This is a genomic window from Micromonospora sp. CMU55-4, assembly GCF_011602315.1.
GTDB classification, from domain to species: domain Bacteria; phylum Actinomycetota; class Actinomycetes; order Mycobacteriales; family Micromonosporaceae; genus Micromonospora; species Micromonospora chalcea.
The window spans coordinates 97,048-120,627 of the sequence record NZ_JAAOLH010000004.1; the positions used below are offsets into that span (position 1 = coordinate 97,048).

Here is a 23,580-nt window from a genome sequence, read left to right on the forward strand (position 1 = left end):
GCCGCAAGGTTCGAAGCTGCCGCGGTCGCGGCGTGCGGAGGCGTCGAGCTGGGCGTCATCGTCGTTGAACTCGGCGTTCGTGACCTCGCCCGTGCCGATCCCGGCGCGGGCGGGCGTGGTGCCGGAAGCTGCTGTGGAGGTGTCGTCCGCCCCCGGGGCGGGGCCGTGGGGTCCGGTCGGGGCTCCGGCAATTGCCGGAGGCGCTCGATTGTTGCGATGTAAGGCATTGATGCCGGAACTGCGATCGATGCCTGTCCGGCCCTGCCGGCGGTCGAGGCTTGGTGTGCGTCGGCGGGCCACGATTCGGACGTTTGGGAGATTCTGCGATTATGTATGAAAAAGAATTATGAATCCGAGTGTCCCGTTGGTTGCGGAGGCCTGCGGTCCCATCCGGCCCGAAGGCTGATCTCATGCGGCACACGTCAATGCGATAAAGCCGTGACGGCGAGCTGCCGGGCATCGAGGAGGACGTTTTACGGTCGATTTTCGCTCGCTGAGGACAAATGCGGCCTCTGCATTGTTCGCCGAGCCGGAGTGAGCGCTCGTGTCGGCCGTTGTGTCAGGACGGCCGGGATTCGGTCCTAGCTGGCCAGTAGGCCCGGACAGGGGGATTCGGACTCGGCGGCTAGGGGTTGTGCCCGACGATAGCCCGGCCCTAATTTCGGGGCACCCGGTCTCCACCGTCTGGATAGCCGGACATGGGGCCGTGCAGGCCCGAGACCTGAAGGGTTCTGTGGCCGTCGTGATGTCCCAGCTGCCGCCGCGACTCGTTGCGGCCCCGCGCAGGGGATAGCGGAGATGACACTGCTGCCGGTGCTGCGTGGATTCGGTGCGGATCGGGCCGACGCGGTCACGGTGGCCGGAGAAGCCCTCTCCAGCGAGGCCCTGCTGGGCTGCGTCACCGCCGTCGCTGATCGGATCAGGGGCGCGACCGCGGTCGCGGTCGACGGCACACCGACGCTGGAAGCGGTGGTCGGAATGCTCGGCGCCCTCCTCGCCGGGGCACCGCTCGTACCGCTGCCTCCCGGCGCCGACGAACGCGAACGCCGCCGTATCCTGCGGCAGTCCGGAGCGACGGTGATCCTCGGCCGTGCCCCGTCCGGGGCCGACGGCCTGTCCACGATCCCGGTCGACCTGCGAGAACACGCCTCGACGCGGCATCCCGAGCCCGCCCCGGGCAGCGACGCCGTCATCCTCTACACAGGTGGCGCATCAGGGCCGCCACGAGGGGTGCGCATCTCGCGCCGCGCCATCGCCGCCGACCTCGACCTTCTGGCCCGTGCGTGGCACTGGAGCGAGGAGGACGTGGTCGTCCAGGGCACCCCGCTGTTCCGGGCGTACGGTCTGGTCGTCGGCCTGCTCGGCGCGCTGCGGGCCGGCAGCCGTTTCGTCCACCTCGACCACGCCGGCACCGGGCCGGTCGGCTCCGTGCACCTGGCGTCGCCCGACCAGTGGGCGAAGATAGCGCTGGACGGCCACCGGGCCCGGCCGCTGTCCGCGGCGCGGATCCTCGTTTCCGCGGACGGCCCGCTGGCCCGTGCCGTGGCCGAACGGCTCCGACTGCTCACCTCGCACCGGCCGGTGCAGGCCTACGGCACCACCGAGACGCTCGTCGCGCTGACCGGGCGCCCCGGCGACCGTACGATGCCGGGCGCTGTCGGCACCCCCCTGCCCGGCGTCGAGACGCGCGTGCTGGACCGCGAGGACCGGCCGGTGCCGGCCGACGGCCAGTCGGCGGGCGAGCTGAGCGTCTGCGGGCCGATGCTGTTCAGCGGGTACGTCGGCGGGCGGAGCCTCGCCGCCGGTCGCTGGCACGCCACCGGCGACCTGGCCAGCGTGGCCCCCGACGGCACGTACCGGATCATCGGACGACGCGGGCTCGACGTGGTGCACAGCCGGGGCCGGCGGATGCCCGCCGGGCAGATCGAGGAGGCGTTGCTGAGCCACCCCGGCGTGCGCGACGCCGCCGTCGTCGGCACGCCGCACCACGCGCTCGGCGAGCAGGTCACCGCCTACGTCGTCGCCGAGGGGGTGACCGCGCAGGTGCTCATCGACCACGTCGGCCGGTACCTCTCGGCGGGCCAGCGCCCCCGGCGGGTGCACTTCGTCGACGAGTTGCCGCGCAGCGCCTTCGGGCGGATCAGGAAGTCCCTGCTGATCGCCGGCGGCTGAGCCGGCCGGACAGGGGGCAGCGGTGACCCGCCCCCGCCACGGTCAGCCCTCCACCCAGCCGTGCCGCCGGGCCAGCTCCAGCATCCTCGCACGTACCGCCACGATCTGCGCTCCGGTCAGGTCCGACACGGAGGTCACCAGCGCCTCGGTGGTCTCCGCGGAGAAGGCCCGCTCGGAGAGGACGTCGCACAGGCCCTCGTCGTCCTCCGCGCCGCCCGTGGCCTGTCCGCTGTCCCTGCTGCGCCCGCCGCCGACCGTGACGCCGGACACCCGCACCAGCACGGCCTTGGGCCCGCGCTCGGTCTCCACCGCGTCGTACTCGACCGGGACGCCGGGCGTCAGCGCCCACTTGTCGCCGTCGAGCATGTTCGCGTGCACGAACACGTCGTCGCTGCCGTCGTCCGGGGCGATGAACCCGTAGCCCCGCACCTCGTCGAACCGCACCACTTTGCCAGTGAGCATCGCCATTCCCGCGTCCATCCGCCCCAAATCCAGGTGCCCCGCCCGCAGGACCGGGACGGCGCTCAGAGTGGCACCTGTCCCGTGCAGGCCGGCACCCGTACCCGACCCCTATGGTGCACCTATCGCCGAGGCCCGCCGCGGCGAGGGGTGCCGCAGCGCCTACCATCGGCCAACGTGATCGAGCAGATCCTGCCCTCCACCGTGGCGGTGTCCGAGTCCTTCACCGATCCCGCCGGCGTGACCCTGTTCCCCGAGGAGGAGGCGCTGGTGGCACGGTCGGTGGAGAAACGACGCCGGGAGTTCACCACCGTGCGGCACTGCGCCCGGCTGGCTCTCGGCGAGCTGGGCCTCGCCCCGGCGCCGATCGTCTCCGGCGCACGCGGTGCCCCGCTCTGGCCCGACGGCGTGGTCGGCAGTATGACGCACTGCGATGGCTACCGGGCGGCGGTCGTCGGCCGTACGGCGGCGTTCGCCAGCCTCGGGGTGGACGCCGAGCCGCACGCCCCGCTGCCCGACGGGGTGCTCGGAGCGATCGCCCTGCCGGCCGAACGGTCGCGCACCGTCACGCTGGGCGCGGTCCGCCCCGCCGTCTGCTGGGACCGCCTGTTGTTCAGCGCCAAGGAGGCGGTGTACAAGGCGTGGTTCCCGCTCACCGGCCAGTGGCTGGACTTCTCCGAGGCGGACATCGTGTTCGACCCGGCCGGCACGTTCGAGGCCCGGCTGCTGGTGCCCGGTCCGGTGCTCGGCGGGGCCGAGGTGCGGGCGTTCGCGGGCAGGTTCCTGGTCGAGCGGGGACTGGTGGTCACCGCGATCAGCATCCCGGCGGTCGCGTCCTAACCGTCGGCGCTGAGCCGCGTCTTCTGCACCTTGCCCAGGGCGTTGCGGGGCAGGGCGTCGACCAGGCGCACCTCGCGTGGTCGCTTGTGCGCCGAAAGGCGCCGGGCCACGAAGTCGATCAGCTCGGCCTCGCCCACCCCGTCGCCCACCACGTACGCGGTGACCTGCTGACCGAGGTCGGGGTGCGGTGTGCCCACCACGGCTGCCTCACGGACCCCCGGGTGCGTCAGCAGGGCGTCCTCCACCTCCCCGGCGCCGATCCGGTAGCCACCGCTCTTGATCAGGTCGGTCGACGCCCGGCCGACGATCCGGTGCCAGCCGTCCGGGTCGACGATGGCGACGTCCCCGGTGCGGAACCAACCGTCCGGGGTACGGCTCGCCGCGTCGGCGTCCGGACGGTTGAGGTAGCCGTCGAACAGCGTGGGGCCGGTGACCTGAAGCTCGCCCATCGTCGCTCCGTCGGCCGGGAGCGGGGTGCCGTCGTCGCCGACCAGCCGCGTACGGACCCCGGGCAGCGCCAGCCCGACGGTGCCGGGCCGGCGTGGGCCGTCCGTCCTGGCGCTCACAGTGATCAGGGTCTCGGTCATCCCGTACCGCTCGACGACCCGGTGACCGGTGAGGGTGGCGAGGTCGGCGAAGACCGCCGCCGGCAGCGCCGCGCTGCCCGAGACCAGCAGCCGCGCCGGACGCAGCGCCCGGGCCGCGTCCGGGTCGGCGGCGATTCGGGACCACACCGTCGGCACCCCGAAGTACATCGTGCCGTTGGCGGCGGCGTACCGGTCGGGGCGGGGGCGGCCCACGTGGTGCAGCCGGCCGCCCAGCCGCAGTGGTCCGAGCACGCCGAGCACCAGCCCGTGCACGTGGAACAGCGGCAGGCCGTGCACCAGCAGGTCGTCCGGCGTCCATGCCCAGGCGTCGGCCAGCCCGTCGAGGCAGGCGGCGATCGCGCGGCGGGAGATCACGGCGCCCTTCGGGGCGCCGGTGGTGCCGCTGGTGTAGAGGATCACCGCGGTGCGGGCCGGATCCGGCTCGGGGTGGACGGTGTCCGACCGGCGGGTCAGGTCGACGGGTACGACGGGCCGGCCGGCGTCACCGACGGTGCGTTCCGCGCCGGCCGGGACCAGCAGCGCCGTCGCGCCCGAGTCGCGCAGGATGTGATCGCGCTCCATCGGCCCGGCGTCCGGCGGGATCGGCACGACCGCAACCCCGGCCGTCAGCGCGCCCACCACGCCGACCACGGTCTCCAGGGTGGCGGTGGCCTCGATCGCCACCCGGTCGACGCCGCGCAGCTCGTCGGCCACCGCCGTGGCAAGGCGGCGAAGCTCCACCCAGGACGCCGCCCGGCCGCCGACCCGGATCGCGTCCGGGTGCTCGTCGGTGCCCTTCGTCAGCCAGCCCAGCAGCGGCATGGTGCGATCCTCTCAGCGGCCCGGTCCGAGCCCTGCCGGGGGCCGCGACGCCGGTAGGGTCGTGGGGTACCGCCGGATCCGGGCGGGCGAGTGCGCCGCCGGTGGGCCGGGAGAACGGTCCTGACCGTAGTCGGGGGTCTCCGCGGCCTGCCACCCCTACCGGCCGTGGCGGTCGTGCGGGCGGGGAGGTGACATCGATGGTCGCGAGGGCGACGGCGGCACCCGACGGTGTCCGGGCGGTGGTGTTCGACCTCGACGGGGTGCTGGTCGACAGCCTCGCCGTGGCCAGAGAGGCGTTCGCCCTCGCCTACGCCGAGGTGGTCGGCGACGGCCTGGCCCCGGTCGACGAGTACTGCCGCCACCCGGGCCGGTACCTGCCGGAGGTGCTGGAGCTGATGGGTCTGCCGGCGGCGCTCGCCGAGCCGTTCGTGCGGCAGAGCAACCGCCTTGCACACCGGGTCAGCCCGGTCGTCGGCGCGGCGGAGCTGCTGCGCACCCTGCGTCGGCGGGGGATCGGGCTCGCCGTGGCCACCGGCCGCAGCGGTGTACGCGCCCGGGACCTGCTCGGCCGGCTCGACCTGTTGCCGCTCGTCGACCACGTGGTGGGCTCGGACGAGGTGCCCCGCCCGAAGCCCGCGCCCGATATCGTACGGCGGGCGCTGCACCTGCTCGGGGCCCGGCCGGAGGAGGCGCTGATGGTCGGCGACGCGCCCAGCGACCTGGCCAGCGCGCGGGCGGCCGGGGTGACGGCGGTGGCCGCGCTGTGGGGCGAGTCCGACGAGGAGACGCTGCGCGCGGCCGGCCCGGACGTCGTTCTGACCCGGCTCGACGAGCTGCTGCCGCTCTGCCCGGCACGGCGGTGACGAGCCACACCGGATCCGTGGGCGGGAAGCCGCCCGGAGCCGCCGCCCGCCCGGACGGGACGCCCGGACACCTGGCGTGACCGGGCGACACCCCTGTCGCCGGGCGGTACCCCTGTGGAGGATGGTTTCCCGCCTCGACACCCCCGATTCGTCACCTGATCAGTTGATCGGGGCATCGGTTGCGCGGATGATGTCGGGCGTCGGTCGGCCCGGGTCCGGCCCGTTGCCGCGGACCGACGCCGCGATCAGCCGAGTGGTCCGCCCTTCCCGGCGGCAAACCGCACATGAAGGAGGACCATCCCGGATGCCGGTCATCGAGGTCGATCATCTGCAGAAGCGGTACGGCGAGAAGGTCGCGGTCGACGACGTTTCCTTCACCGTCGAGCAGGGCGAGATCTTCGGCGTCCTCGGCCCGAACGGCGCCGGCAAGACGACCACTGTGGAGTGCGTGCAGGGGTTGCGCCGTCCCGACGGCGGGACCGTCCGGGTGTTCGGGCTGGACCCGGTGCGCGACCGCACCGAGGTGCGCCAGCGCGTCGGCGCCCAGCTCCAGGAGAGCCAGCTGCCGGACAAGGTGCGGGTGCGGGAGGCGCTGGACCTGTACCGGTCCTTCTACCGCAACCGGGCCGACATCGACGAGCTGCTGACCGACCTCGGCCTGGCCGAGCAGCGCAACACCTACTTCCAGAAGCTCTCCGGCGGGCAGAAGCAGCGGCTGTCGGTAGCCCTGGCGCTGGTGGGCAGGCCGGAGATCGCCATCCTCGACGAGCTGACCACGGGCCTCGACCCGCAGGGCCGCCGGGACACCTGGGATCTCGTCGAGCGGATTCGCGACCGCGGCGTCACCGTCGTGCTGGTCACCCACTTCATGGAGGAGGCGCAACGACTCTGTGACCGGATCGCGATCATCGACAAGGGGCGGATGGTGGCCATCGACAGCCCCGCTGGCCTGCTCGCCCGGGTCGGCAGCGAGCACCGGGTGCACTTCCGCCCGGCGGAGCCGGTCGAGGACGCGCTGCTGCTCGCCGCGCCCGACGTGACCGGGGTCAGCCGCTACGGGGCGGAGGTGACGGTGACCGGCACGAAGGACGTGCTCCAGTCGGTCCTGGCAGTGCTCAACGGGCGCGGGACGACCTACACGGACCTGCGGGTCGAGCAGCCCACCCTCGACGACGCCTTCGTCGCCCTGACCGGCCGCGGCGGCCGGGCCGCCGCGCAGTCCCCGACCGACGGGAGGTCGTCGTGAGCGCCCTGTCCAAGCTGATCGCCGTCGAGACGAAGCTGTTCCTCCGGGAGCCCGTGTCGTTGTTCTTCGTCTTCGCCCTGCCGATCGGCCTGATGCTCGTCTTCGGCCTGCCGCAGCGTGCCGGTACCGCCGCCGACACCGGCCAGCACGCCGAGCAGACGTTCCTGCCGTCGCTCGCGCTGGCTCTCACCATCGGCATGCTCGCGCTCTTCACCCTGCCGATGGCGCTGGGCATCTACCGGGAACGCCGGATCCTGCGCCGTCTGGCGACCACCCCGGTGCAGCCCGCGCTGCTGCTGGTCGCCCAGGTCGTGGTCAACCTCGTGATGGGCGTGCTCGGTGCGGTGGTCACCTCGATCGCTGTGCGGTTCCTGCTGGACCAGCCGGCGCCGGCCAACCTGCCCGGGTTCGTACTGGCCTTCCTCCTCGGGGTCGCGTGCCTGTTCGCCGTCGGCCTGCTGATCGCGGCGCTGGCGCCGTCGGCCCGGGCGGCACAGTCGATCGGCCCCGCGCTGTTCTTCCCGCTGCTCTTCCTGGCCGGCGCCTGGCTGCCCCGCGACCGGATGCCGGGTGCCCTGGCGGCCGTGGCCGACTACTCGCCGCTCGGCGCGACTGTCGACACCATCGGCGCGGCGTGGGCGGGGGCCGACCCGGAGCTGCCGCAGCTGATCGCCCTGGCCGTCACGGCCGCCGTCGCCGCCCTGGGGGCGACGCGGTTCTTCCGCTGGGAGTGAGCCCGCCTCCCGACCGGGCTGGTCCGGCATCGTCGCTGCCCAGGGCCGTTTCTAGGGGTGCGCTAAGGGTGCTCACGAAATGTGATCTGCACTACGTTCGGAGCTGAACGGGTGGCCGCTCACCGGACAAGGACGTTCGACCGCGGAGCGACCGTTCACCCGGCAACGGGTGTCGTTGGACCTGTGTGGACCGAACCGTGTCGCCCCTGCGGCGGCTCGTGGGGTGTGCGGAATGCGACGGAGGTCGTGCCATGAAGGACGTTTCGCAAGCTGATCCGGTCGCCCGGGACGCCGCCGGCGTCATCGATGTCGTCCTGGAGGGCGGCCCGGCCGGCCTGCCGGCCGATCTGCGCAGCCGTCGGGTGTCCAGGGCCGAGAAGAAGATCAAGATCCTGTACTACGGCGGGTACGAGCACTTCGAGCGGGGCACCGCCGCCGCGACGGTCGAGCCGGTGGTCTTCCGCTGGACCGGCCGGACCCGGATCGCCGAGTAGCGAAGGGACGCAGCAGTCTCATGCGGGCACAGGACCAGCGGACGGGACCGCACCTGACGGTCAGCGACACGAGCGAGGCGATCGCCTTCTACACGGACGTCTTCGACGCCGTGGCCATCCAACGGGAGTGCCTGCTCGACGGGCATGTCGTGCACGCGGAACTGGCCGTCGGCGGTCATCGCCTGATCGTGAGCGAGTGGTGGGAGGCGGGCGACCCGTCGGTGGCCGCGAACCGTGACGAGGTGTTGACCATCGAGCGGACGGACCCCGAGTCGGTGCTGCGGCGGGCGGTGGCCGCGGGCGCCCATGTCGAGCCGCCGGCTGCCCCGTCGCACCAGGTCACGTTGCGCGACCCCGCGGGCCTCTGCTGGACCGTCGTCGGCCCGCAGCGGGCGGGGTAGGGCGAGTCCCGGCGGACCCGGGACAGGCCGCGGGAACCCGTGCGTACGGCGCGGGTTCCCGCGGCCTGTCCGGCGGGACGTCGCCGGAGTCCGCGCGGTGCGCGGCGCCTGGGCGCTTCTCCGGTCTCCTGGTCAGCCGCGCGGCGGTCCCGCCGACAGTCCGGCTTCCGCCGTCAGGTCCTGAGTCGTACGCGGGCCGGCGGGGGCGACGATCAGCTGATCGTCTGCCGGGCCGACGGTTCCCTCAGCGCCTCCGCCACCAGCGTACGCAGCCGCCCGGCGGTCGCCCCGGCCGGCACACGCGGCGGTGGGCGTGCACCGTTCGCTGTTGGTGTCCGCCGGAGGTGTCGGATCTGGGCAGGGGTGTTCGTAGTCAATGAGCGGGGCAGCCCACGAGGCTGCTGGGTGATGCGCCCGTGCGTCCAGGCTGTTGCGGTTGACCATCGAGAGGTAAGGCATGGCCAAGCTGATCTATGTGAACAACGTGTCGCTCGACGGCTACATGGAGGACGAACGCGGCGCGTTCGCCTGGTTGCCGATGGACGACGAGGTGTTCGTCGTCTACACCGATCTCCTGCGGTCCGTGGGCACGTTCCTCTACGGACGGCGGCTGTACGAGGCGATGGCCGTATGGGAAACCGACGCCGCTCTGGCCGCGCAGTCCGACCTCATGGCCGACTTCGCAAGCGCCTGGCAGGCAGCGGGAAAGGTCGTGTACTCCACGACCCTCGCCGCGGTGTCGACCGCCGACACCCGCCTCGAACGCCGCTTCGACCCCGCCGCGGTACGCGAACTGAAGGCCACGGCCGGCAGCGATCTCACCGTTGGAGGTGCAAACCTCGCGGCGCAGGCTCTTGAGGCCGGGCTGGTCGACGAGTGCCAGCTGTTCGTCTGGCCCGTGGTCGTCGGCGGGGGTAAGCCGGGCCTGCCGTCCGGCATGCGCGTCGACCTCGAACTCCTCGACGAGCGCCGATTCCGAAACGGCGTCGTACACCTCCGCTACCGCCCTGTCGGGCAGTGAACGACGGCCCGTCCGATCGCCTGCGCTTGCGTGAAGGTGGGGCGCTGACGGCTGATCCGACCGGATGAGGTCGACCATCACCCACTCCGGTGAACGCACCCCGGGCGCGGCTCAATCCCCGCTCTCGGTGTTCGGTGTTCGGCAGCGGCACCGTGGCAGCTTCTGTGACGCTGTCCTGGTGAGCGCGCCCGGTGACGAGGCTGTCGAGCTGCGTGTTCACGGGGTCTCCGGCGCGTCGGCGGAGACCATCGTCGATCATCCGATCGTGGTGCGGGTGGCGGGGGACCGGCACGCCGGGTTCTACCGGGTCCGGGAGGGACTCGGTCGGGCGGGCGGCGCCACCGCCGGGGTGGTGGTGGAGGCGTACCGGTGGGGGGCCCTGACCGCGGGGGTGGCGGTGCGGACGGCGTCCATGCTGCTGCTGTTGCCGTTCATGCTGGGCAACCTCGCGGTCTGGCTGCGCCCCACCCTGGCGGACCGGTTCGGCCTGCTCGGCGGGTTGTGTCGCCTGCTCGCCGGGTCGCTGACCGTGGCGTTCACGCTCGCGCTGGTCGGGGTGAGCATGAACCTGCCCGGCTGGCAGTGCGTGCCGTACGTGGAGTGCCGGCAGGGGCGGCCGTACCTGTCCTGGCTGGCGGCGTTGCCAATGGGCCCGCGCCTGGCGGTGCTGGCATTGGTGCCGCTGCTGGCGTTGCGGGTGTTCTGGGCCGTCGGCGCGCGCTCGGCGCGTGCCTTCGAAGGCTTCGAGGCCGCCCCGCCACACGAGCGGGTGCTGGAGTCGACCGGGAGCCTAGCCGCACCGGGGATCTGGCACGACGAGCGGATGACGTCGTGGCTGCGTCAGATCCATGTCGGGCTGGGCGCCGGCACTGTTTACGTCAGCCTGGTCGTCGCGGTGTCACACGATCGGTGGAACGGCGTAGCCGTCGCGCTGCTCGGCCTCACCGGCGGACTCGTGCTGTTCTGCGCGGCGCTGCTGCTGGTGACAGTGAGCGTGAGGTGGGCCGGCCCGCTGCGACGCCTGCTGTGGATCCTCGTCGCGGTGGCCACCGTGTCGAGTCTCGGATACGCCGTGTCCCGACGGGAGGTGCCGGTGGTGGCCGGGCAGATGCCCGGCTACGAGGGCGCGGCCGCCGGCCTGGTCACCGCGCAGGGACTGCTGCTGGTCCTGATCGCCGCGGTGACGCTGGCGCGGCAGCACACCCGGCCGGCCGGCTCGCGCGCGCTGCTGCGCGGACTCGGCACGCCGCTGGTGGCGGCGATGTCGGTCACGGTCACCTCCGCCTACACCACCACGTTGGTGTTCCGGACCGCCGACCATCTCGACCGGGGCCGCATCCCCGACCCGATCCGGCCCAGCCCACCTGCGCTGGGCCCACTGGAACCACCGGTGGCGTACTGGTGGGCCGCGCTCGCCGGGCTGGCCGCGTTGCTCGTCGTCACCGCGGCGATTGCCCTCACCCTGCCCGCCGCCCGGCGCCGTCGTCGGGCGTACGCGCAACGCGTGGTCGAGCGGGACTACCCCGACGCGCCCGCTTCGGCGGCGCCGCGGCTGGCCGCGGTCCGCGACACGGTCGCCCGCTCCTTCGTCACCGAGGAACTCGGGCCGACCCTGGTCGCGTTCTTCGTGGTCTCCTCACTCGGGCTCGCCACCGTGGCGCTCGACCTCGTCGGGATCGGCCCCACACAACTCGCCGCCCGCCTCAATCGGCGCCACGACGTCCTCGCCGTGCTCACCGCATATGTCACCGACATCGGTATCTGGATCATCAGCCTCATCGTCGTCGGACTGCTGATCCTGGCCTACCGCGCGTACCGGTCGCCGGAGACCCGCCGGCTCGTCGGCGTGTTGTGGGATCTGGGCACGTTCTGGCCCCGGACGGTGCACCCGTTCGCACCGCCCTGCTACGCGGCGCGGGCCGTGCCCGAACTGACGCGGCGGGTCTGCGCACTGGCCGCGCATGGGCCCGTGGTGATCTCCGGGCACAGCCACGGCTCGGTACTGGCCGCCGCCACCGTCCTGCACCTGCCATCCGAGACTCTGCCACGGATCGCGTTGCTGACCCACGGCAGCCCCCTGTACCGGATCTATGCCCGCCTCTACCCGGCCTACCTCGGCGAACGGGTGCTGTGGGAGCTCGGTGAGCGGATCGACTGGCGGTGGCGCAACCTGTGGCGTGATACCGACCCGATCGGCGCGCCGATCTTCGACCATCCCGACCTCACGCCTGGCGTACCTCGGGAGGCCGCAACTGTCGACGTGCGGCTGCGCGATCCCCGCGGTGTCACCGTGGAGCCGACGGACACCGTTCCGCCCGCGGTGGAACGCCACTGGCCGTATCACACGCAACCGGAGTACCAGGACGCTGTCAGGCTCCTCGTCGGGAGGATCCGTGGCCGTGCGCCGTAGGTGGTGAGGTCAGGTTCGGGGCGCGGCCTGGACGACCACGGGGGGAGTCGCCCAGGCCGCGTCGGTGGTCAGGTGTGACGACGGTGACAGCGGGTACCCGCGCCCGTGAACAACGGGTGGCGGGAGCATCCTCATGCCCGGATCCCTCCCGGAACGTGGCCTGCACCGGATCGCCGGTGTGGCGGCGGAGGGATCGTCGTGGTGTCGGCCGACATCGGCGCGGGCCACGCCGCCGCCGCCGCTGAACTGGCTGCCCGGCTCGCCCTCGACGGCGTCGAGGTGCACCACCTCAACTTCTTCACGTCCCTGCCCAAGCCCCTGCACGGGATGATCCGCGAAGGTTACCGGTCGCTGTTGCGCTGGTGCCCGCTCAGCTACGACGCCTTGTTCACGATCACCGACCGTTCGCCACCGCTGGTGGCTATGATCAGGTCCGCCTTACGGTCGGCCCGCCGGCGGATGCTGATGCAAATGCCGCCGGACACCGGCCTGGTCGTGTCGACGTTCCCGTTCGCCAACCAGATCCTCGGCCCGCTGCGCCACAGCGGGAGGCTGAGCACACCGGTCGTCACCTATGTCACCGACTTCGTCATCCACCCGACCTGGATGGCGACCGGCGTCGACACCTACTGCGTGATCCACGAGGCCACCCAGCAGCAAGCCGCTGTTCGTGGCGCACCGGACGTCCGACTCGTCGACCCGCTTGTACCCGCCCGCTACCGGCCACCGACGGATGCCACCAGACGCGCCGCCCGCGCCCAGTTCACGCTGCCCGAAAAGGGAAGACTAGCGCTCATCGTCGCCGGGTCCTGGGGTGCCGGCGACGTGGCCCGTACCGCCAGGGAGGTACTGGCCGCCGGCTGTGTCACACCGGTGGTGGTATGCGGACGAAACGACAGCCTGCGCCGGCGCCTGGCCGGCTTTCCCGGGCACGTCATGGGCTGGGTCGACGACATGCCCACCCTCATGCAGGCGGTGGACCTGATCGTGGAGAACGCTGGTGGCCTCACCTGCCAGCAGGCACTGGCCGCGGGTCTGCCCACCATCACCTATCGCCCGCTTCCCGGCCACGGCCGAGCCAATGCGCAGGTGCTCGCCGGCGCAGGCCTGACCACCTACGTCCGAAACCCCGCCGACCTGTGCCAGGAGTTGACCCGCACAGCGGCTTCCGCCCTGCCGGCGTTCACCAGCGCCGACGACATGGCCGCGATCGTGTCCGCGACCCTACGGTCCGGGGCCGGAGTGGATGGGAACCCGCGGTGACGTCCCGGCGCTCACCCGCGGACCGCTCCTGCACCCAGCCATGATCTTTTACGCGCTGGCCGGGGCCTTCAGCTTCGCGCTGTCCGCCGCGCTGCATCAGCGCGCCGCGGCCCAGCAGCCGCGCTTCGCAGCGCTCGACCCGCGGCTGTTGCTGCGGCTGTTCCGCAACCGCCTGTGGCTTTCCGGCTGGATCCCGGACACGGCCGGAGTCGTCTTCCAGGTGCTCGCGTTGCGTTCCGGCGCGCTCGCGGTCGTGCAACCCATCATGGCCAGCGGGCTGTTCATGGCAGTGCTGATCGAGGCCGTCATCGCCGGCCAGCGCGTCGCGCGCCGGGACCTGCTCGCGGTTGCGGTGGGCGTGGTGGGCCTGACCGCGTTCCTGCTTCTCGCCGACGTCCGCGCCGGCGTGACCCGCCCTGCGCCGACGGCCTGGACGGTCGCCATGAGCTGCGCGGTGGCGGCCATTACGGCCTGCGTCCTGGCCGCGCGCCGCCGCCATGGCGCCGCGCGGGGCGCGCTGCTGGGCGTGGCCAGCGGCGTCGCGTACAGCTTCGCGGCGGCGCTGGTCAAGGACCTCGCCGGCGGCTCCCCGGGCTCCCTGCTGTCCGCCGTGGTCAGCTGGCGATCCGCGGCGCTGATAGTGGCCGTCGCCATCGGGCTGATCCTGAATCAGGCCGCCTTCCAGCACGGTCGCCTCGCCGCACCCCTGACAGCTCTCACGCTCACCGACCCCGTCGTCAGCGTTCTCGTCGCCATCACCGTCTTCCGGGAAACACTCTCCGACGAGCCCATCCGTATCGTCGGCCTTGTCCTGGCGGCCGTCACGGTCGGCGGCGGCGTGTGGCTCGCTGCTTCCGCCTGCTCGGCGGGATCGGTCGAACACCGCCGCCGGTGACCGTCACCCTTCCCGGTGCCTTCGTGGGCGTGCTGCTCGGCGTCGGCGCACCCGTCGAGGCGGTCGCCGTCGCGGTGACCATCGAACTGGTCGCCGACGGGCTGCTTCGCCGACCGGAACGCCGCGGATAACCCGATCTCCCCGAGGTCCCGCCACCGAGTCGGCAGGATGACATGGTGAACTACCGCCTGTTCGAACTCATCAACGATCACGCCGGACGCATCGACGGTATCGACGACGTCATGGAGTTCGCCGCGACCAGGTTGCTGTATCTGATCTTCGCAGTCACCGCGTTGCTTGCCGTGGTGACACTGCGCCGCCGACGAACACGCCCGGTCGTCGAGCTCGGCGCCGCCCTGGTCCTCGCCTTTGCCGCAGCCACCGTCCTGGCGCATTCGAACAGTCAGCAGCGCCCGTTCCAGAGTCATCACGTGCACCAGCTGATCCCTCACGGTGCGGGAGTTTCGCTGCCCAGCGACCACGCCACCGCCGCGTTCGCGCTGGCGTTCGGCGCTTACGCCTTCCTGAGCCGCCGGTGGGGCGTGGTACTGGCCGGCGCGGCGCTTGTCGTCGGGGTCGCCCGCGTCTGGGTCGGCGTGCACTACCCAGGCGACATCCTCGCCGCGGCAGTCATCGCCGGCCTCGCCGTCGTGGCCGTCAGCCTGGCGGGCCACCGCCGGCATCAACTCGGCGCACCGAGTCGACGAACATAGCGGGGCACCAGTCAGCCGGACCCTGGCTCCGATCATCACATTTACGAGGCGCCACCGCGTGAAGCCTTCGGTAACGACGAGGCCGTCACCAGTGATGACCGGCGTATGTCCCAGGACGTGCCTCATGCCGGGCTGCCGCGAGGCAGACCATGCGTTGGGCGCTCTGCTTGTGACGCCCCTGCCATGGCCGTCGCCCGCGCAGGCGATGTGCGGGGCGGTGGCTGTGCCTCGGGGAGCGGGCTGCCCGTTGGGCCCTACGAGGCGTCCGCTTGGCCTGGGCGGTCAGGAGACCCAGCAGGCGGAGGTTGCCGTGGGCCGGGACGCCGGGGTCGGTGGCGCAGAGGAACAGCGTCTGGTCCGGGGCACCCGGCATGGCGCCTCGTCAGCATGCTCGGTCCGACCGCCGGGTGGCTCATCCGCTTGATGCCGTGCCCGCGCTCGTACACGTGGTGCCTGTTGCGGCAGGTACCGGACTGCGGATTCCTGATCGGCAGCTCGCTGACGAGCTGGTTGTTCGGGTGCACGGGTCGCCCGGCGCGCCTGCACGGCCGGTGCATGTGGTCATGCACCGACCGTTCTCGGCCCGCCGGAGGTCACCCGCAGCGGTGACGCTCTCGCTTCGGTGTCTGGGATCGGCTCGTTTCGGCAAAGATCGGAGGGCGGGGCAGGCGCAGCAAGGGCACGAATGGGTGTCTGCCCGCCACATCGACGCTCCGCCAGCAGGGGCGAGTTCCTACGGAGGGTGTGGTGGCCGACGGGAACGCAAGCGACAGGGGCCTACGGCTGGCGGCTGTCCTGCTGGGCCTGGCCGGGATCTTCGACGCGGTAGCTGGTGCGGCCGACCTGAGCGGCACCCGCTACGTCTCGGTTGCTGACGGTGCCGTGCACGAGCACGACCTCACCGGCTGGGCTTGGCTGCATCTGGCCGTCGGGGTGTTCACGGCGCTGGCCGGAGCCCTCGGACCGCTCCGCCGCCGTTGGTCGACGTCCCTGGCTCTGGCCGCGGTGGTGATCTTCGTCGGGCTCCACCTGTTCTTCCTCACCTATCACCCGATCCGCACGGTGCTGGTGCTCGGACTGGCACTGGCTGCCGCCCGCTTACTGATCGTCAATCGATCTCGCGCTGTGGCTTGAGAGCGTCCGGGCGACGGTACCCGCACGCCTTGGCAAGGCGAGCGGCCGGCTCCGCGGTGGGCCGGCGACCAACGAGGACGGATCAGTCGGTTGGCTGACACACCTTCCCCGTGAAGGCGGGATCGGGTTGCCGGAACGCGGACCAGGCCGGGTTGGCCGCGATGGGCAGGGGCGGGGCCTGCCAGGCGGCGCCGAGACGTTGCAGGAGTGGGTACTCCTCGCGTTCCTGCTGGATCGGTTCGCCGGAGAGGAAGGTCAGGAGCCGGTCTTCGACCAGGCTGCGGTTGAGAAGACCCCCGTGTACGCCGGGCATCTGGAAGACGGGGATCCCGCTGTAGTCGCCGGGTGGCGCCTCTGCGGCCGTGGTGGTGGGAATGAAGGCGACCATCCGGATCCCGGGCACCGGACACATGAGTTGGTTACGGTAGAACGGCGCGTCGTCGACCAGGGAGCGGATGAACGGTTCGTCGGGCCCGGCATGCGGGCCACCGAACAGGCGCATCACGCCGAACACGATCCGAAGCTGCGATCCCGTCGCCACGCCCCAGCCGTGGTTCTCGCGCGGGGGCGGGTAGTAGGCGCGACCCGCGTTGATCAGGGGACTGAACATGGCCAGCGTGTCGACGGCGGGGTGCGCTCGCTGCTGAAGGTAGGTTCGGGCGACGATCGCGCCTTCGCTTTCCCCGATCAGGGCGATCGGCCGGCCGGTGCGCTGGTGTAGCCGTCGCACCTGTTCGTCGAGGAGTCCCACGCTGTCCGCCACCGAGATCGTGGTGTCGTGCGGCCGGTAGGGCAGGGGTGTGCCGTCCCGGCTCAACCCCCGGTAGGAGAACCTCTCGACACGATTGTCGAGAGGTTGCTCGCCCCCGTACGACGACCCGTAACCTGCGAGGACGATGACTGCCTGCGGCACGTCGGGCGGCAGCGGGTGGTCGAGGACCACCGCCTCGGCCCGCAGGCTCTTGTCCGGCACGGCATCCACCATCGGCGGGATGAGCAACGGCACCGCAAGGGCGAGAACCGCCGCGACGGGAGTCGCCGGCACCCTCACCCACCGTGTCGACGGATTGATCAGCGCGGTACGGACCGTCCGGTTCCACAGCAGCCCGTTGACCACCCCGGCCACGGCGGCCACCGGCACCGACCACCAGCCCGGCAGACTCCAGCACAACGCGCCGGCCACGGTCAGCACCACGAAGTTGAGCATCGACCATCCCACCAGCGAGATCGACGGCAGGCCTCGCCACCACGGCCCCACCACGGCTGCCCGTTGCAGGAATGGCGCCAGCAGGAACAACGGCACCAGGGAGGCCAGCAGGACCCAGGACAGCGCCACCACCGACGCGGCCACCGAGATCAAGGCCCACGGGGCGACGAAGACCGCCACCAACGCGGCGAGCCCGACATTCCGTTTCAACAGCCACCGCGCCGGTGGCCGAGGCACCTCAGCCGGCCATGCCAACATCACCAGCAGCGTGTGAAAGAGCCCTCGGGCCACCACCAGCAAACTGAGCCAGAACACGAATGACGGCCACGAGTCGTGGTAGACATACAGCCACCGCAGGTCGTGGTAGGTGTCGTACGGCCACACCGCCGCCGCCTGCGGCGCGAGGCCCCGCGCCGCGACGAAACCCAGCGAGACCAAGACGACGGCCTCGACCGTCGGAGACACCGCGGTCAGCAGCAGCAGGCCCACCAGTCTGCGGTCCGCGACCAGCACGCTGCCTCCCTTGCCGTTGCCCTCTGCATGGAGATTTCCGCACACCACACCCAAACGGCGGCGTATCCCGCAAGCCCGTACCCGATAGGAACAGCACCGCCGCGCCTGCCGGGATGGCCGGACCGCGAAGGCCGCGTTGCTGGCGCCGCCGGCTGCCCTTCTGGGAGCGGGTTCGGACCCTTGTCAGCGAGTCGACATCCGCGCACCGCGCCGGCTACCCACCACCGGGCGGGCCCTCACCCTCCGGCAACCTGTCCGACATCGACGCCGCCGGCCGCGGCGGCTGCACCTGCGTCCTCGACGTAGGGACGAAGTTCGGCGACGCATCGCGGCAGCGCGTTCGAGCACCGCCTGCCGTCGGATCTCCTCGTCTTCGCACCACAGTTGCAGGAATACCCGACGACGGCTTCCCCGACGTGCGCCCGCGTCAGCTCGCGAATGGGGTACTGCGGGCGTCCCTGGCGTGCCCTCCGACCCGGGCACCGGCAGGGCTCGATCCCTCACACCGAGCACACTGTTGCCCCCGCCGGTGGCGATCCTCTACGGTCTGCTCAAGCGGTGGGCGGTGCGGTCCGCATCCGACCGACACCGCCGGGTGCCCGTCGAGCGGGCCGGGATGGTGGAGTCCCGGGCCACCCGTAGGCGGCGTCGCGGCGGTCGTGTGACTCCAGCTCGTACTCCGGGTGGTCCTGCCCGGCGCGGCTCCACGCGGAGCCGACGGCGAGCGGGCCACGCCGACCCCACCGGAGAATCCCGTGTTCCTCAGCCCGCACGAGCAGGACCGCCTGCTCGTCCACGTCGCGGCCGACGTCGCTCGCCGCCGCCGCGAGCGCGGCCTGCGACTCAACTATCCCGAAGCCGTCGCGATCATCACCGCTTTCCTTTTCGAAGGGGCCCGCGACGGACGGTCGGTGGTCGACCTCATGTCGGCCGGCCGGAGCGTGCTCGGCCGCGAGGACGTCCAGGACGGCATCCCCGAGCTGCTGAGGGAGGTGCAGGTGGAGGCGACGTTCCCGGACGGTACCAAGCTCGTGACGGTGCACCACCCGATCCCGTGATCCCCGGGGAGATCCTGCCGGCGGCCGGCCCGGTCGAGATCAACGTGGGCCGGCCGGTGACCACTCTGGTCGTGGTCAACACGGCCGACCGTCCGGTGCAGGTCGGCTCGCACTACCACTTCGCCGAGGCCAACCCGGCCCTGATGTTCGACCGGGCGCTCGCCTGGGGTCAGCGTCTCGCCGTTGCGGCGGGCACCTCGGTCCGGTTCGAGCCGGGCGTGAGCCGCACCGTCGAGCTGGTTCCGCTCGGCGGCGCACGCGTCGTGCCCGGCCTGCGCGGCGAGTGCGCCGGGCCGCTGGACGAAGCGCCACCGGCCGCGCCGGGAACAGACGCGCCGACGAGCGGGGCGCCGACGACCGACGGGCCGACGCGGTGACCGCCGTGCGGCGGGACCGCTACATCGATTTGTACGGGCCGACCACCGGCGACCGCATCCGGCTGGCCGACACGAGCCTCCTGATCGAGGTGGAGACCGACCACTGCGCAGGCGGCGACGAGGCGGTCTTCGGCGGCGGCAAGGTGATCCGCGAGTCGATGGGCCAGTCGCGGGCGACCCGTGCCGAGGGCGCCCTCGACACCGTCATCACCGGCGCGGTGGTGCTCGACCACTGGGGGGTGGTCAAGGCCGACGTGGGTCTGCGCGACGGGCGGATCGTGGCGCTGGGCCGGGCCGGCAACCCGGACACCATGCCCGGCGTCCACCCCGAGCTGGTCATCGGCCCGGCCACCGAGGTCATCGCCGGGAACGGCCGGATCCTCACGGCCGGCGCCGTCGACACGCACGTGCACTTCATCTGCCCGGAGATCGTCACCGAGGCGCTCGCCGGCGGCATCACCACACTCGTCGGCGGCGGCACCGGCCCCGCCGAGGGCACCCGGGCCACCACTGTCACCCCGAACGCCTGGCACCTGGCCCGCATGCACGAGGCGCTGGACACGCTGCCGGTCAACGTGCTGCTGCTCGGCAAGGGCAACACCGTCTCACCGGAGGCGCTGTGGGAGCAGCTGCGCGCCGGCGCGGGCGGTTTCAAGCTGCACGAGGACTGGGGCACCACACCGGCGGCGATCGACGCCTGCCTGCGGGTGGCGGACGCCTCCGGGGTGCAGGTCTCCATTCACACCGACACCCTCAACGAGGCCGGTTTCGTGGCCGACACGCTGCGGGCGATCGCCGGCCGGGCCATCCACTCGTACCACACCGAGGGCGCGGGAGGCGGGCACGCGCCGGACATCATCACAGTGGCCGGCGAGCCGAACGTGCTGCCGTCGTCGACCAACCCGACCCGGCCGTACACCGCCAACACCCTCGCCGAGCACCTGGACATGCTGATGGTCTGCCACCATCTCAACCCGTCCGTGCCGGAGGACCTGGCCTTCGCCGAGAGCCGCATCCGGCCGTCCACCATGGCCGCCGAGGACCTGCTGCACGACCTCGGCGCGATCTCCATCATCGGCTCCGACTCGCAGGCGATGGGCCGGGTGGGCGAGGTGATCCTGCGAACCTGGCAGAGCGCGCACGTCATGAAGGAGCGGGTCGGCGCGCTACCCGGCGACGGCGCTGCCGACAACCACCGGGCCCGCCGGTACGTGGCGAAGTACACCATCTGCGCGGCGATGGCGAACGGGCTGGACCGGGAGATCGGCTCGGTCGAGCCGGGCAAGCTGGCCGACCTGGTGCTGTGGGATCCGGCGTTCTTCGGCGTACGACCGCACCTGGTGCTCAAGGGCGGCATGATCGCGTACGCCCAGATGGGTGACGCCAACGCGTCCATCCCGACGCCGCAGCCGGTGCTGCCACGCCCGATGTTCGGGGCGTACGGCGCCGCGGCGGCTGCGACCAGCCTGGCGTTCGTCGCGCCGGCCGCCCTCGACGCCGGGCTGCGCCTGGACGTGCGGCGACGGGTGGTGCCCGTCGCGGACGTGCGCTCGCGGGGCAAGGCCGACCTGCCGGAGAACGACGCGATGCCCCGGATCGAGGTGGACCCGGACACGTTCACCGTGCGGATCGACGGTCAGGTGGTGGAGCCGGACCCGGTGACACGCCTGCCGATGGCCCAGCGGTACTTCCTGTTCTGATGACGACGTCGAGCCTGTTCCTGCTGCTGGCCGACGGTCGCTTCCCGGCCGGCGCGCACGCCCACTCCGGCGGCCTGGAGGCGGCCGTCGCCGCCGGCCGGGTCACCGACCTGGCCACGTTGGAGGCGTTCCTGGCCGGTCGGCTGGCCACCGCCGGGCTGGTCGGTGCGGCGTTCGCGGCGGCGGCGCACCGGGCGGTGACGTCGGGTTCCGCCGTACGCGGGTCCACGCTGGCGTTGCTCGACGCGGAGCTGGACGCCCGGACGGCGGCGCCGGCGCTGCGTACGGTGTCCCGCCGCCAGGGACGGGCCCTGCTGCGCGCGGGCCGGGCCATCTGGCCGGAGGCGTCCTTCGACGACCTGCCCGCCACACCCGGCGGAGCGCACCAGCCGTTGGTGCTCGGGCTGCTCTGCGCCGCCGCGGGCCTGAGCCGCGCCGAGACCGCCACCGTCGCCGTCCACGGGACGGTGACCGGTGCGGCCAGTGCGGCGGTACGCCTGCTCGGCCTCGACCCGTACCGGGTCCAGGCCCTGCTTGTGGGTCTCGCCGGCCGGTGTGACGGCATCGCCGCGGCGGCGGCCCGGGCCGCCGACGACCCACCCGAGCGGCTGCCCGCGGCGGCCGCCCCGCTTGCCGACATCCATGCCGAAGCTCATGCCACCTGGGAGGTGCGTCTCTTTGCGTCCTGACACCGTTGCGCCCGAGGCCGACCGGAATCCTGCCCCGCACGACGAGACCGTTCCGCACACCCACCCCGAGCCGGGGGTGGACCCGCATCCGCCGCTGGCCCAAGCCGGCCGGGCGCTGCGCGTCGGCATCGGCGGGCCGGTCGGGTCCGGCAAGACCGCCCTGGTGGCGGCCCTGTGCCGGGCGTTCGCCGGGGAGCTGCGACTCGGCGTGGTCACAAACGACATCTACACGACCGAGGACGCCGACTTCCTCAAGCGGGCCGGTGTGCTGGACCCGGCCCGGATCCGCGCCGTGGAGACCGGTTGCTGCCCGCACACCGCCATCCGGGACGACATCGGGGCCAACCTCGACGCCGTGGACGAGCTGGCCGAGGCGGTCGGCCCGCTGGACCTGGTGCTGGTCGAGAGCGGCGGGGACAACCTGACCGCCACGTTCAGCAGAGGGCTGGTGGACCGGCAGATATTCGTGGTCGACGTGGCCGGCGGGGACAAGGTGCCGCGCAAGGGCGGACCCGGGGTGACGTCCGCCGACCTGCTCGTGATCAACAAGACCGACCTGGCCCCCATGGTGGGCGCGGACCTGGCCGTCATGGACCGGGACGCGCGGGCCCGGCGCGGCGACCTGCCGACCGTGTTCCTGTCGATCGTCGGCGACCCGGCGGCGGGGCAGGTCGCCGACTGGATCCGCCACGAACTGGCCCACCACGCGGCTCTGCACCCGGTCGCCGCGCGGGGCGGCCCGGCCTGATGCGCGCGTACGCCCGGCTGGTGGCCCGGGCCGACGGCCGGGGCGGCACGGTCCTCGCCGAGCTGCGCGGTGAGACACCGCTGCTGCTGCGGCAGACGCCCGGGCGCGGTCGGGCCGTGACGGTGTACGTGGTCGGCGGGGCGGCCGGCCCGCTCGCCGGCGACGACCTGCGGCTGGAGATCGACGTGGGACCGGGGGCGGCGGTGCGGCTGCACACCGTCGCCGCCTCGGTCGCCCTGCCCGGCCGGCCCGGCGTCGTGTCGCGGATGGTGGTGCGTGCCGTGGTGCACGACGGCGGCGCGCTGCACTGGCTGCCCGAGCAACTGGTCGCCGCGGCCGGCTGCGCCCACCTCGCCGAGTCCCGGGTCGAGGTGGCCGCCGGGGCGAGGCTGACCTGGCGCGACGAGGTGATCTGCGGCCGGTACGGCGAGGCGCCGGGCAGCGCGGTCGTGCACACCCGGGTCGACTACGACGGCCGTCCGTTGCTGCGCCAGTCGCTTGCCGTGGGACCGGGCGCGCCCGGCTGGGCCGGCCCCGCGGTGCTCGGCGGCGCGCCGGCCACCGGGTCACTGCTGGTGGTGGACCCGTCGCTGCCCCACGAGTCCGCGACGGTCGAGGGCACCGTCGCCCGGCTGCCCCTGGCGGGCGGTCCGGCGACACTGTGGATCGCCACCGCTGCCGACGCGCACACGCTGCGCGCCCACCTCGACGGCGATCCGCTGCTCACCGAGGTGTAGTGAGGCGAACGCCGGCCGTCTCGGCGTTGTCGCGCCGAGCCGCCGGGTCGAGCCGGGCGATCAGGTCGGCGAGGTGGTCGAGCAGGGGAGTGTCGGCCGGTACGCCCGCCTCGGCGAGGCTGGTGCGGACCCGCTCGTCGAGGCGGGCGTGCTCGCGGCGGCCTCGGGCGGTCAGGTGGGCCCGGATGCGCCGCCGGTCCAGCGGGTCGATCCGCCGGAACACCAGGTTCCGGTCGACGAGCTGGTCGACCAGCTTGGTGAGGGTCCCCGGCGGCAACGACGCCTCGGCGGACACTTCGCTCATCGGATGGCCCTGCCCGTCGGCGAGCAGGCAGAGCACCCGCCACGCCTCGGTGGTCAGGTCGTCGTCGGCCAGCACGGCGGCCAACCGGCGGGAGAGCAGCCGTTCGGCGCGGGTGAGCGAGCGCAGCAGATCGGCTGGCGCCCCGGGCACGTCTGACATGGAACTCCCTGGGCCGGTGGCCCTGCCATGGTAG

The 23,580-nt window shown here is 72.6% G+C and carries 24 protein-coding genes; 20 read left to right on the forward strand and 4 right to left on the reverse strand.

Going from position 1 to position 23,580, the window contains the following annotated elements; translation table 11 throughout:
• Positions 1 to 798: 798 nt before the first annotated feature.
• The gene (locus HA073_RS08935) at positions 799 to 2,172 is read left to right on the forward strand and encodes an AMP-binding protein (protein ID WP_166456129.1); all 1,374 of its coding nucleotides are present in this window, start codon (positions 799 to 801) and stop codon (positions 2,170 to 2,172) included.
• Positions 2,173 to 2,214: 42 nt separating this feature from the next.
• Here HA073_RS08935 and HA073_RS08940 read toward each other — a convergent pair whose 3' ends face one another.
• A complete protein-coding gene (locus HA073_RS08940) occupies positions 2,215 to 2,652 on the reverse strand; it encodes a cold-shock protein (RefSeq protein ID WP_069088288.1) in 438 nt (145 codons plus the stop codon).
• Positions 2,653 to 2,808: 156 nt separating this feature from the next.
• On the opposite strand from HA073_RS08940, the gene HA073_RS08945 reads away from it, so the two are divergent.
• Positions 2,809 to 3,471 carry a 4'-phosphopantetheinyl transferase gene (locus HA073_RS08945; RefSeq protein WP_043322816.1) on the forward strand — a complete coding sequence of 221 codons (663 nt, stop codon included), beginning with the start codon at positions 2,809 to 2,811 and terminating at the stop codon, positions 3,469 to 3,471.
• Here the strand turns inward: HA073_RS08945 and HA073_RS08950 are convergent.
• Positions 3,468 to 4,880, reverse strand: a complete 1,413-nt coding sequence (locus HA073_RS08950; RefSeq protein ID WP_166456130.1) for an acyl-CoA synthetase — start codon at positions 4,878 to 4,880, stop codon at positions 3,468 to 3,470. The genes HA073_RS08945 and HA073_RS08950 overlap by 4 nt on opposite strands.
• 197 nt (positions 4,881 to 5,077) lie before the next feature.
• Here HA073_RS08950 and HA073_RS08955 point away from each other — a divergent pair, with 197 nt between their 5' ends.
• The 12 genes from HA073_RS08955 to HA073_RS09010 all read left to right on the forward strand — a co-directional run bounded on the left by HA073_RS08955 (position 5,078) and on the right by HA073_RS09010 (position 16,054).
• On the forward strand, positions 5,078 to 5,743 hold the full coding sequence (locus tag HA073_RS08955) for an HAD-IA family hydrolase (protein ID WP_043322821.1): 666 nt from the start codon (positions 5,078 to 5,080) through the stop codon (positions 5,741 to 5,743).
• Between the two features lie 304 nt (positions 5,744 to 6,047).
• Positions 6,048 to 6,989 (forward strand): ABC transporter ATP-binding protein, encoded by a 942-nt coding sequence (locus HA073_RS08960; protein WP_043322824.1) that lies wholly within the window; start codon positions 6,048 to 6,050, stop codon positions 6,987 to 6,989.
• Positions 6,986 to 7,723 (forward strand): ABC transporter permease, encoded by a 738-nt coding sequence (locus tag HA073_RS08965; RefSeq protein WP_043322827.1) that lies wholly within the window; start codon positions 6,986 to 6,988, stop codon positions 7,721 to 7,723. The genes HA073_RS08960 and HA073_RS08965 overlap by 4 nt, the downstream gene beginning before the upstream one ends.
• 251 nt (positions 7,724 to 7,974) lie before the next feature.
• On the forward strand, positions 7,975 to 8,217 hold the full coding sequence (locus tag HA073_RS08970) for a DUF5988 family protein (RefSeq protein ID WP_030498879.1): 243 nt from the start codon (positions 7,975 to 7,977) through the stop codon (positions 8,215 to 8,217).
• A 20-nt stretch (positions 8,218 to 8,237) separates the two neighbouring features.
• On the forward strand, positions 8,238 to 8,618 hold the full coding sequence (locus tag HA073_RS08975) for a glyoxalase/bleomycin resistance/extradiol dioxygenase family protein (protein ID WP_064445437.1): 381 nt from the start codon (positions 8,238 to 8,240) through the stop codon (positions 8,616 to 8,618).
• 457 nt (positions 8,619 to 9,075) lie between these two features.
• Positions 9,076 to 9,639 (forward strand): dihydrofolate reductase family protein, encoded by a 564-nt coding sequence (locus HA073_RS08980; RefSeq protein ID WP_166456131.1) that lies wholly within the window; start codon positions 9,076 to 9,078, stop codon positions 9,637 to 9,639.
• Positions 9,640 to 9,817: 178 nt separating this feature from the next.
• Entirely contained in the window at positions 9,818 to 12,049 is a 2,232-nt protein-coding gene (locus HA073_RS08985; RefSeq protein WP_309227998.1) for a hypothetical protein, read from the forward strand.
• A 141-nt stretch (positions 12,050 to 12,190) separates the two neighbouring features.
• Entirely contained in the window at positions 12,191 to 13,312 is a 1,122-nt protein-coding gene (locus HA073_RS08990; RefSeq protein ID WP_375336230.1) for a glycosyltransferase, read from the forward strand.
• Between the two features lie 40 nt (positions 13,313 to 13,352).
• A complete protein-coding gene (locus HA073_RS08995) occupies positions 13,353 to 14,207 on the forward strand; it encodes a DMT family transporter (RefSeq protein ID WP_043322834.1) in 855 nt (284 codons plus the stop codon).
• Positions 14,204 to 14,338: a hypothetical protein gene (locus HA073_RS30850; protein ID WP_255358557.1), complete on the forward strand. Its 135-nt coding sequence runs from the start codon at positions 14,204 to 14,206 to the stop codon at positions 14,336 to 14,338. Before HA073_RS08995 ends, HA073_RS30850 begins: the two co-directional genes overlap by 4 nt.
• Before the next feature lie 45 nt (positions 14,339 to 14,383).
• Positions 14,384 to 14,920 carry a phosphatase PAP2 family protein gene (locus HA073_RS09005; protein ID WP_166456133.1) on the forward strand — a complete coding sequence of 179 codons (537 nt, stop codon included), beginning with the start codon at positions 14,384 to 14,386 and terminating at the stop codon, positions 14,918 to 14,920.
• A gap of 747 nt (positions 14,921 to 15,667) precedes the next feature.
• Positions 15,668 to 16,054, forward strand: a complete 387-nt coding sequence (locus tag HA073_RS09010) for a hypothetical protein (RefSeq protein WP_166456134.1) — start codon at positions 15,668 to 15,670, stop codon at positions 16,052 to 16,054.
• Between the two features lie 82 nt (positions 16,055 to 16,136).
• On the opposite strand, the gene HA073_RS09015 is transcribed toward HA073_RS09010, so the two are convergent.
• Positions 16,137 to 17,774 (reverse strand): hypothetical protein, encoded by a 1,638-nt coding sequence (locus tag HA073_RS09015; protein WP_064445441.1) that lies wholly within the window; start codon positions 17,772 to 17,774, stop codon positions 16,137 to 16,139.
• A 755-nt stretch (positions 17,775 to 18,529) separates the two neighbouring features.
• Between HA073_RS09015 and HA073_RS09020 the strand changes: the two genes are divergently transcribed.
• From HA073_RS09020 to HA073_RS09045, 6 genes are read left to right on the forward strand one after another with little or no spacing between them, the layout of a single operon-like run.
• Positions 18,530 to 18,832 (forward strand): urease subunit gamma, encoded by a 303-nt coding sequence (locus HA073_RS09020; RefSeq protein ID WP_166456135.1) that lies wholly within the window; start codon positions 18,530 to 18,532, stop codon positions 18,830 to 18,832.
• Entirely contained in the window at positions 18,829 to 19,209 is a 381-nt protein-coding gene (locus HA073_RS09025; RefSeq protein ID WP_051610833.1) for an urease subunit beta, read from the forward strand. Before HA073_RS09020 ends, HA073_RS09025 begins: the two co-directional genes overlap by 4 nt.
• Positions 19,206 to 20,909, forward strand: a complete 1,704-nt coding sequence (locus HA073_RS09030) for an urease subunit alpha (protein WP_043322842.1) — start codon at positions 19,206 to 19,208, stop codon at positions 20,907 to 20,909. The genes HA073_RS09025 and HA073_RS09030 overlap by 4 nt, the downstream gene beginning before the upstream one ends.
• On the forward strand, positions 20,909 to 21,598 hold the full coding sequence (locus HA073_RS09035; protein WP_064445442.1) for an urease accessory protein UreF: 690 nt from the start codon (positions 20,909 to 20,911) through the stop codon (positions 21,596 to 21,598). Before HA073_RS09030 ends, HA073_RS09035 begins: the two co-directional genes overlap by 1 nt.
• Complete coding sequence (gene ureG / locus HA073_RS09040; protein ID WP_043322846.1) at positions 21,588 to 22,346, forward strand: urease accessory protein UreG; 759 nt, start codon at positions 21,588 to 21,590, stop codon at positions 22,344 to 22,346. Before HA073_RS09035 ends, ureG begins: the two co-directional genes overlap by 11 nt.
• Complete coding sequence (locus HA073_RS09045; RefSeq protein ID WP_166456136.1) at positions 22,346 to 23,083, forward strand: urease accessory protein UreD; 738 nt, start codon at positions 22,346 to 22,348, stop codon at positions 23,081 to 23,083. Before ureG ends, HA073_RS09045 begins: the two co-directional genes overlap by 1 nt.
• On the opposite strand, the gene HA073_RS09050 is transcribed toward HA073_RS09045, so the two are convergent.
• Positions 23,070 to 23,546: a MarR family winged helix-turn-helix transcriptional regulator gene (locus tag HA073_RS09050; RefSeq protein ID WP_166456137.1), complete on the reverse strand. Its 477-nt coding sequence runs from the start codon at positions 23,544 to 23,546 to the stop codon at positions 23,070 to 23,072. The two genes, HA073_RS09045 and HA073_RS09050, sit on opposite strands and share 14 nt — an antisense overlap.
• Positions 23,547 to 23,580: the final 34 nt, after the last annotated feature.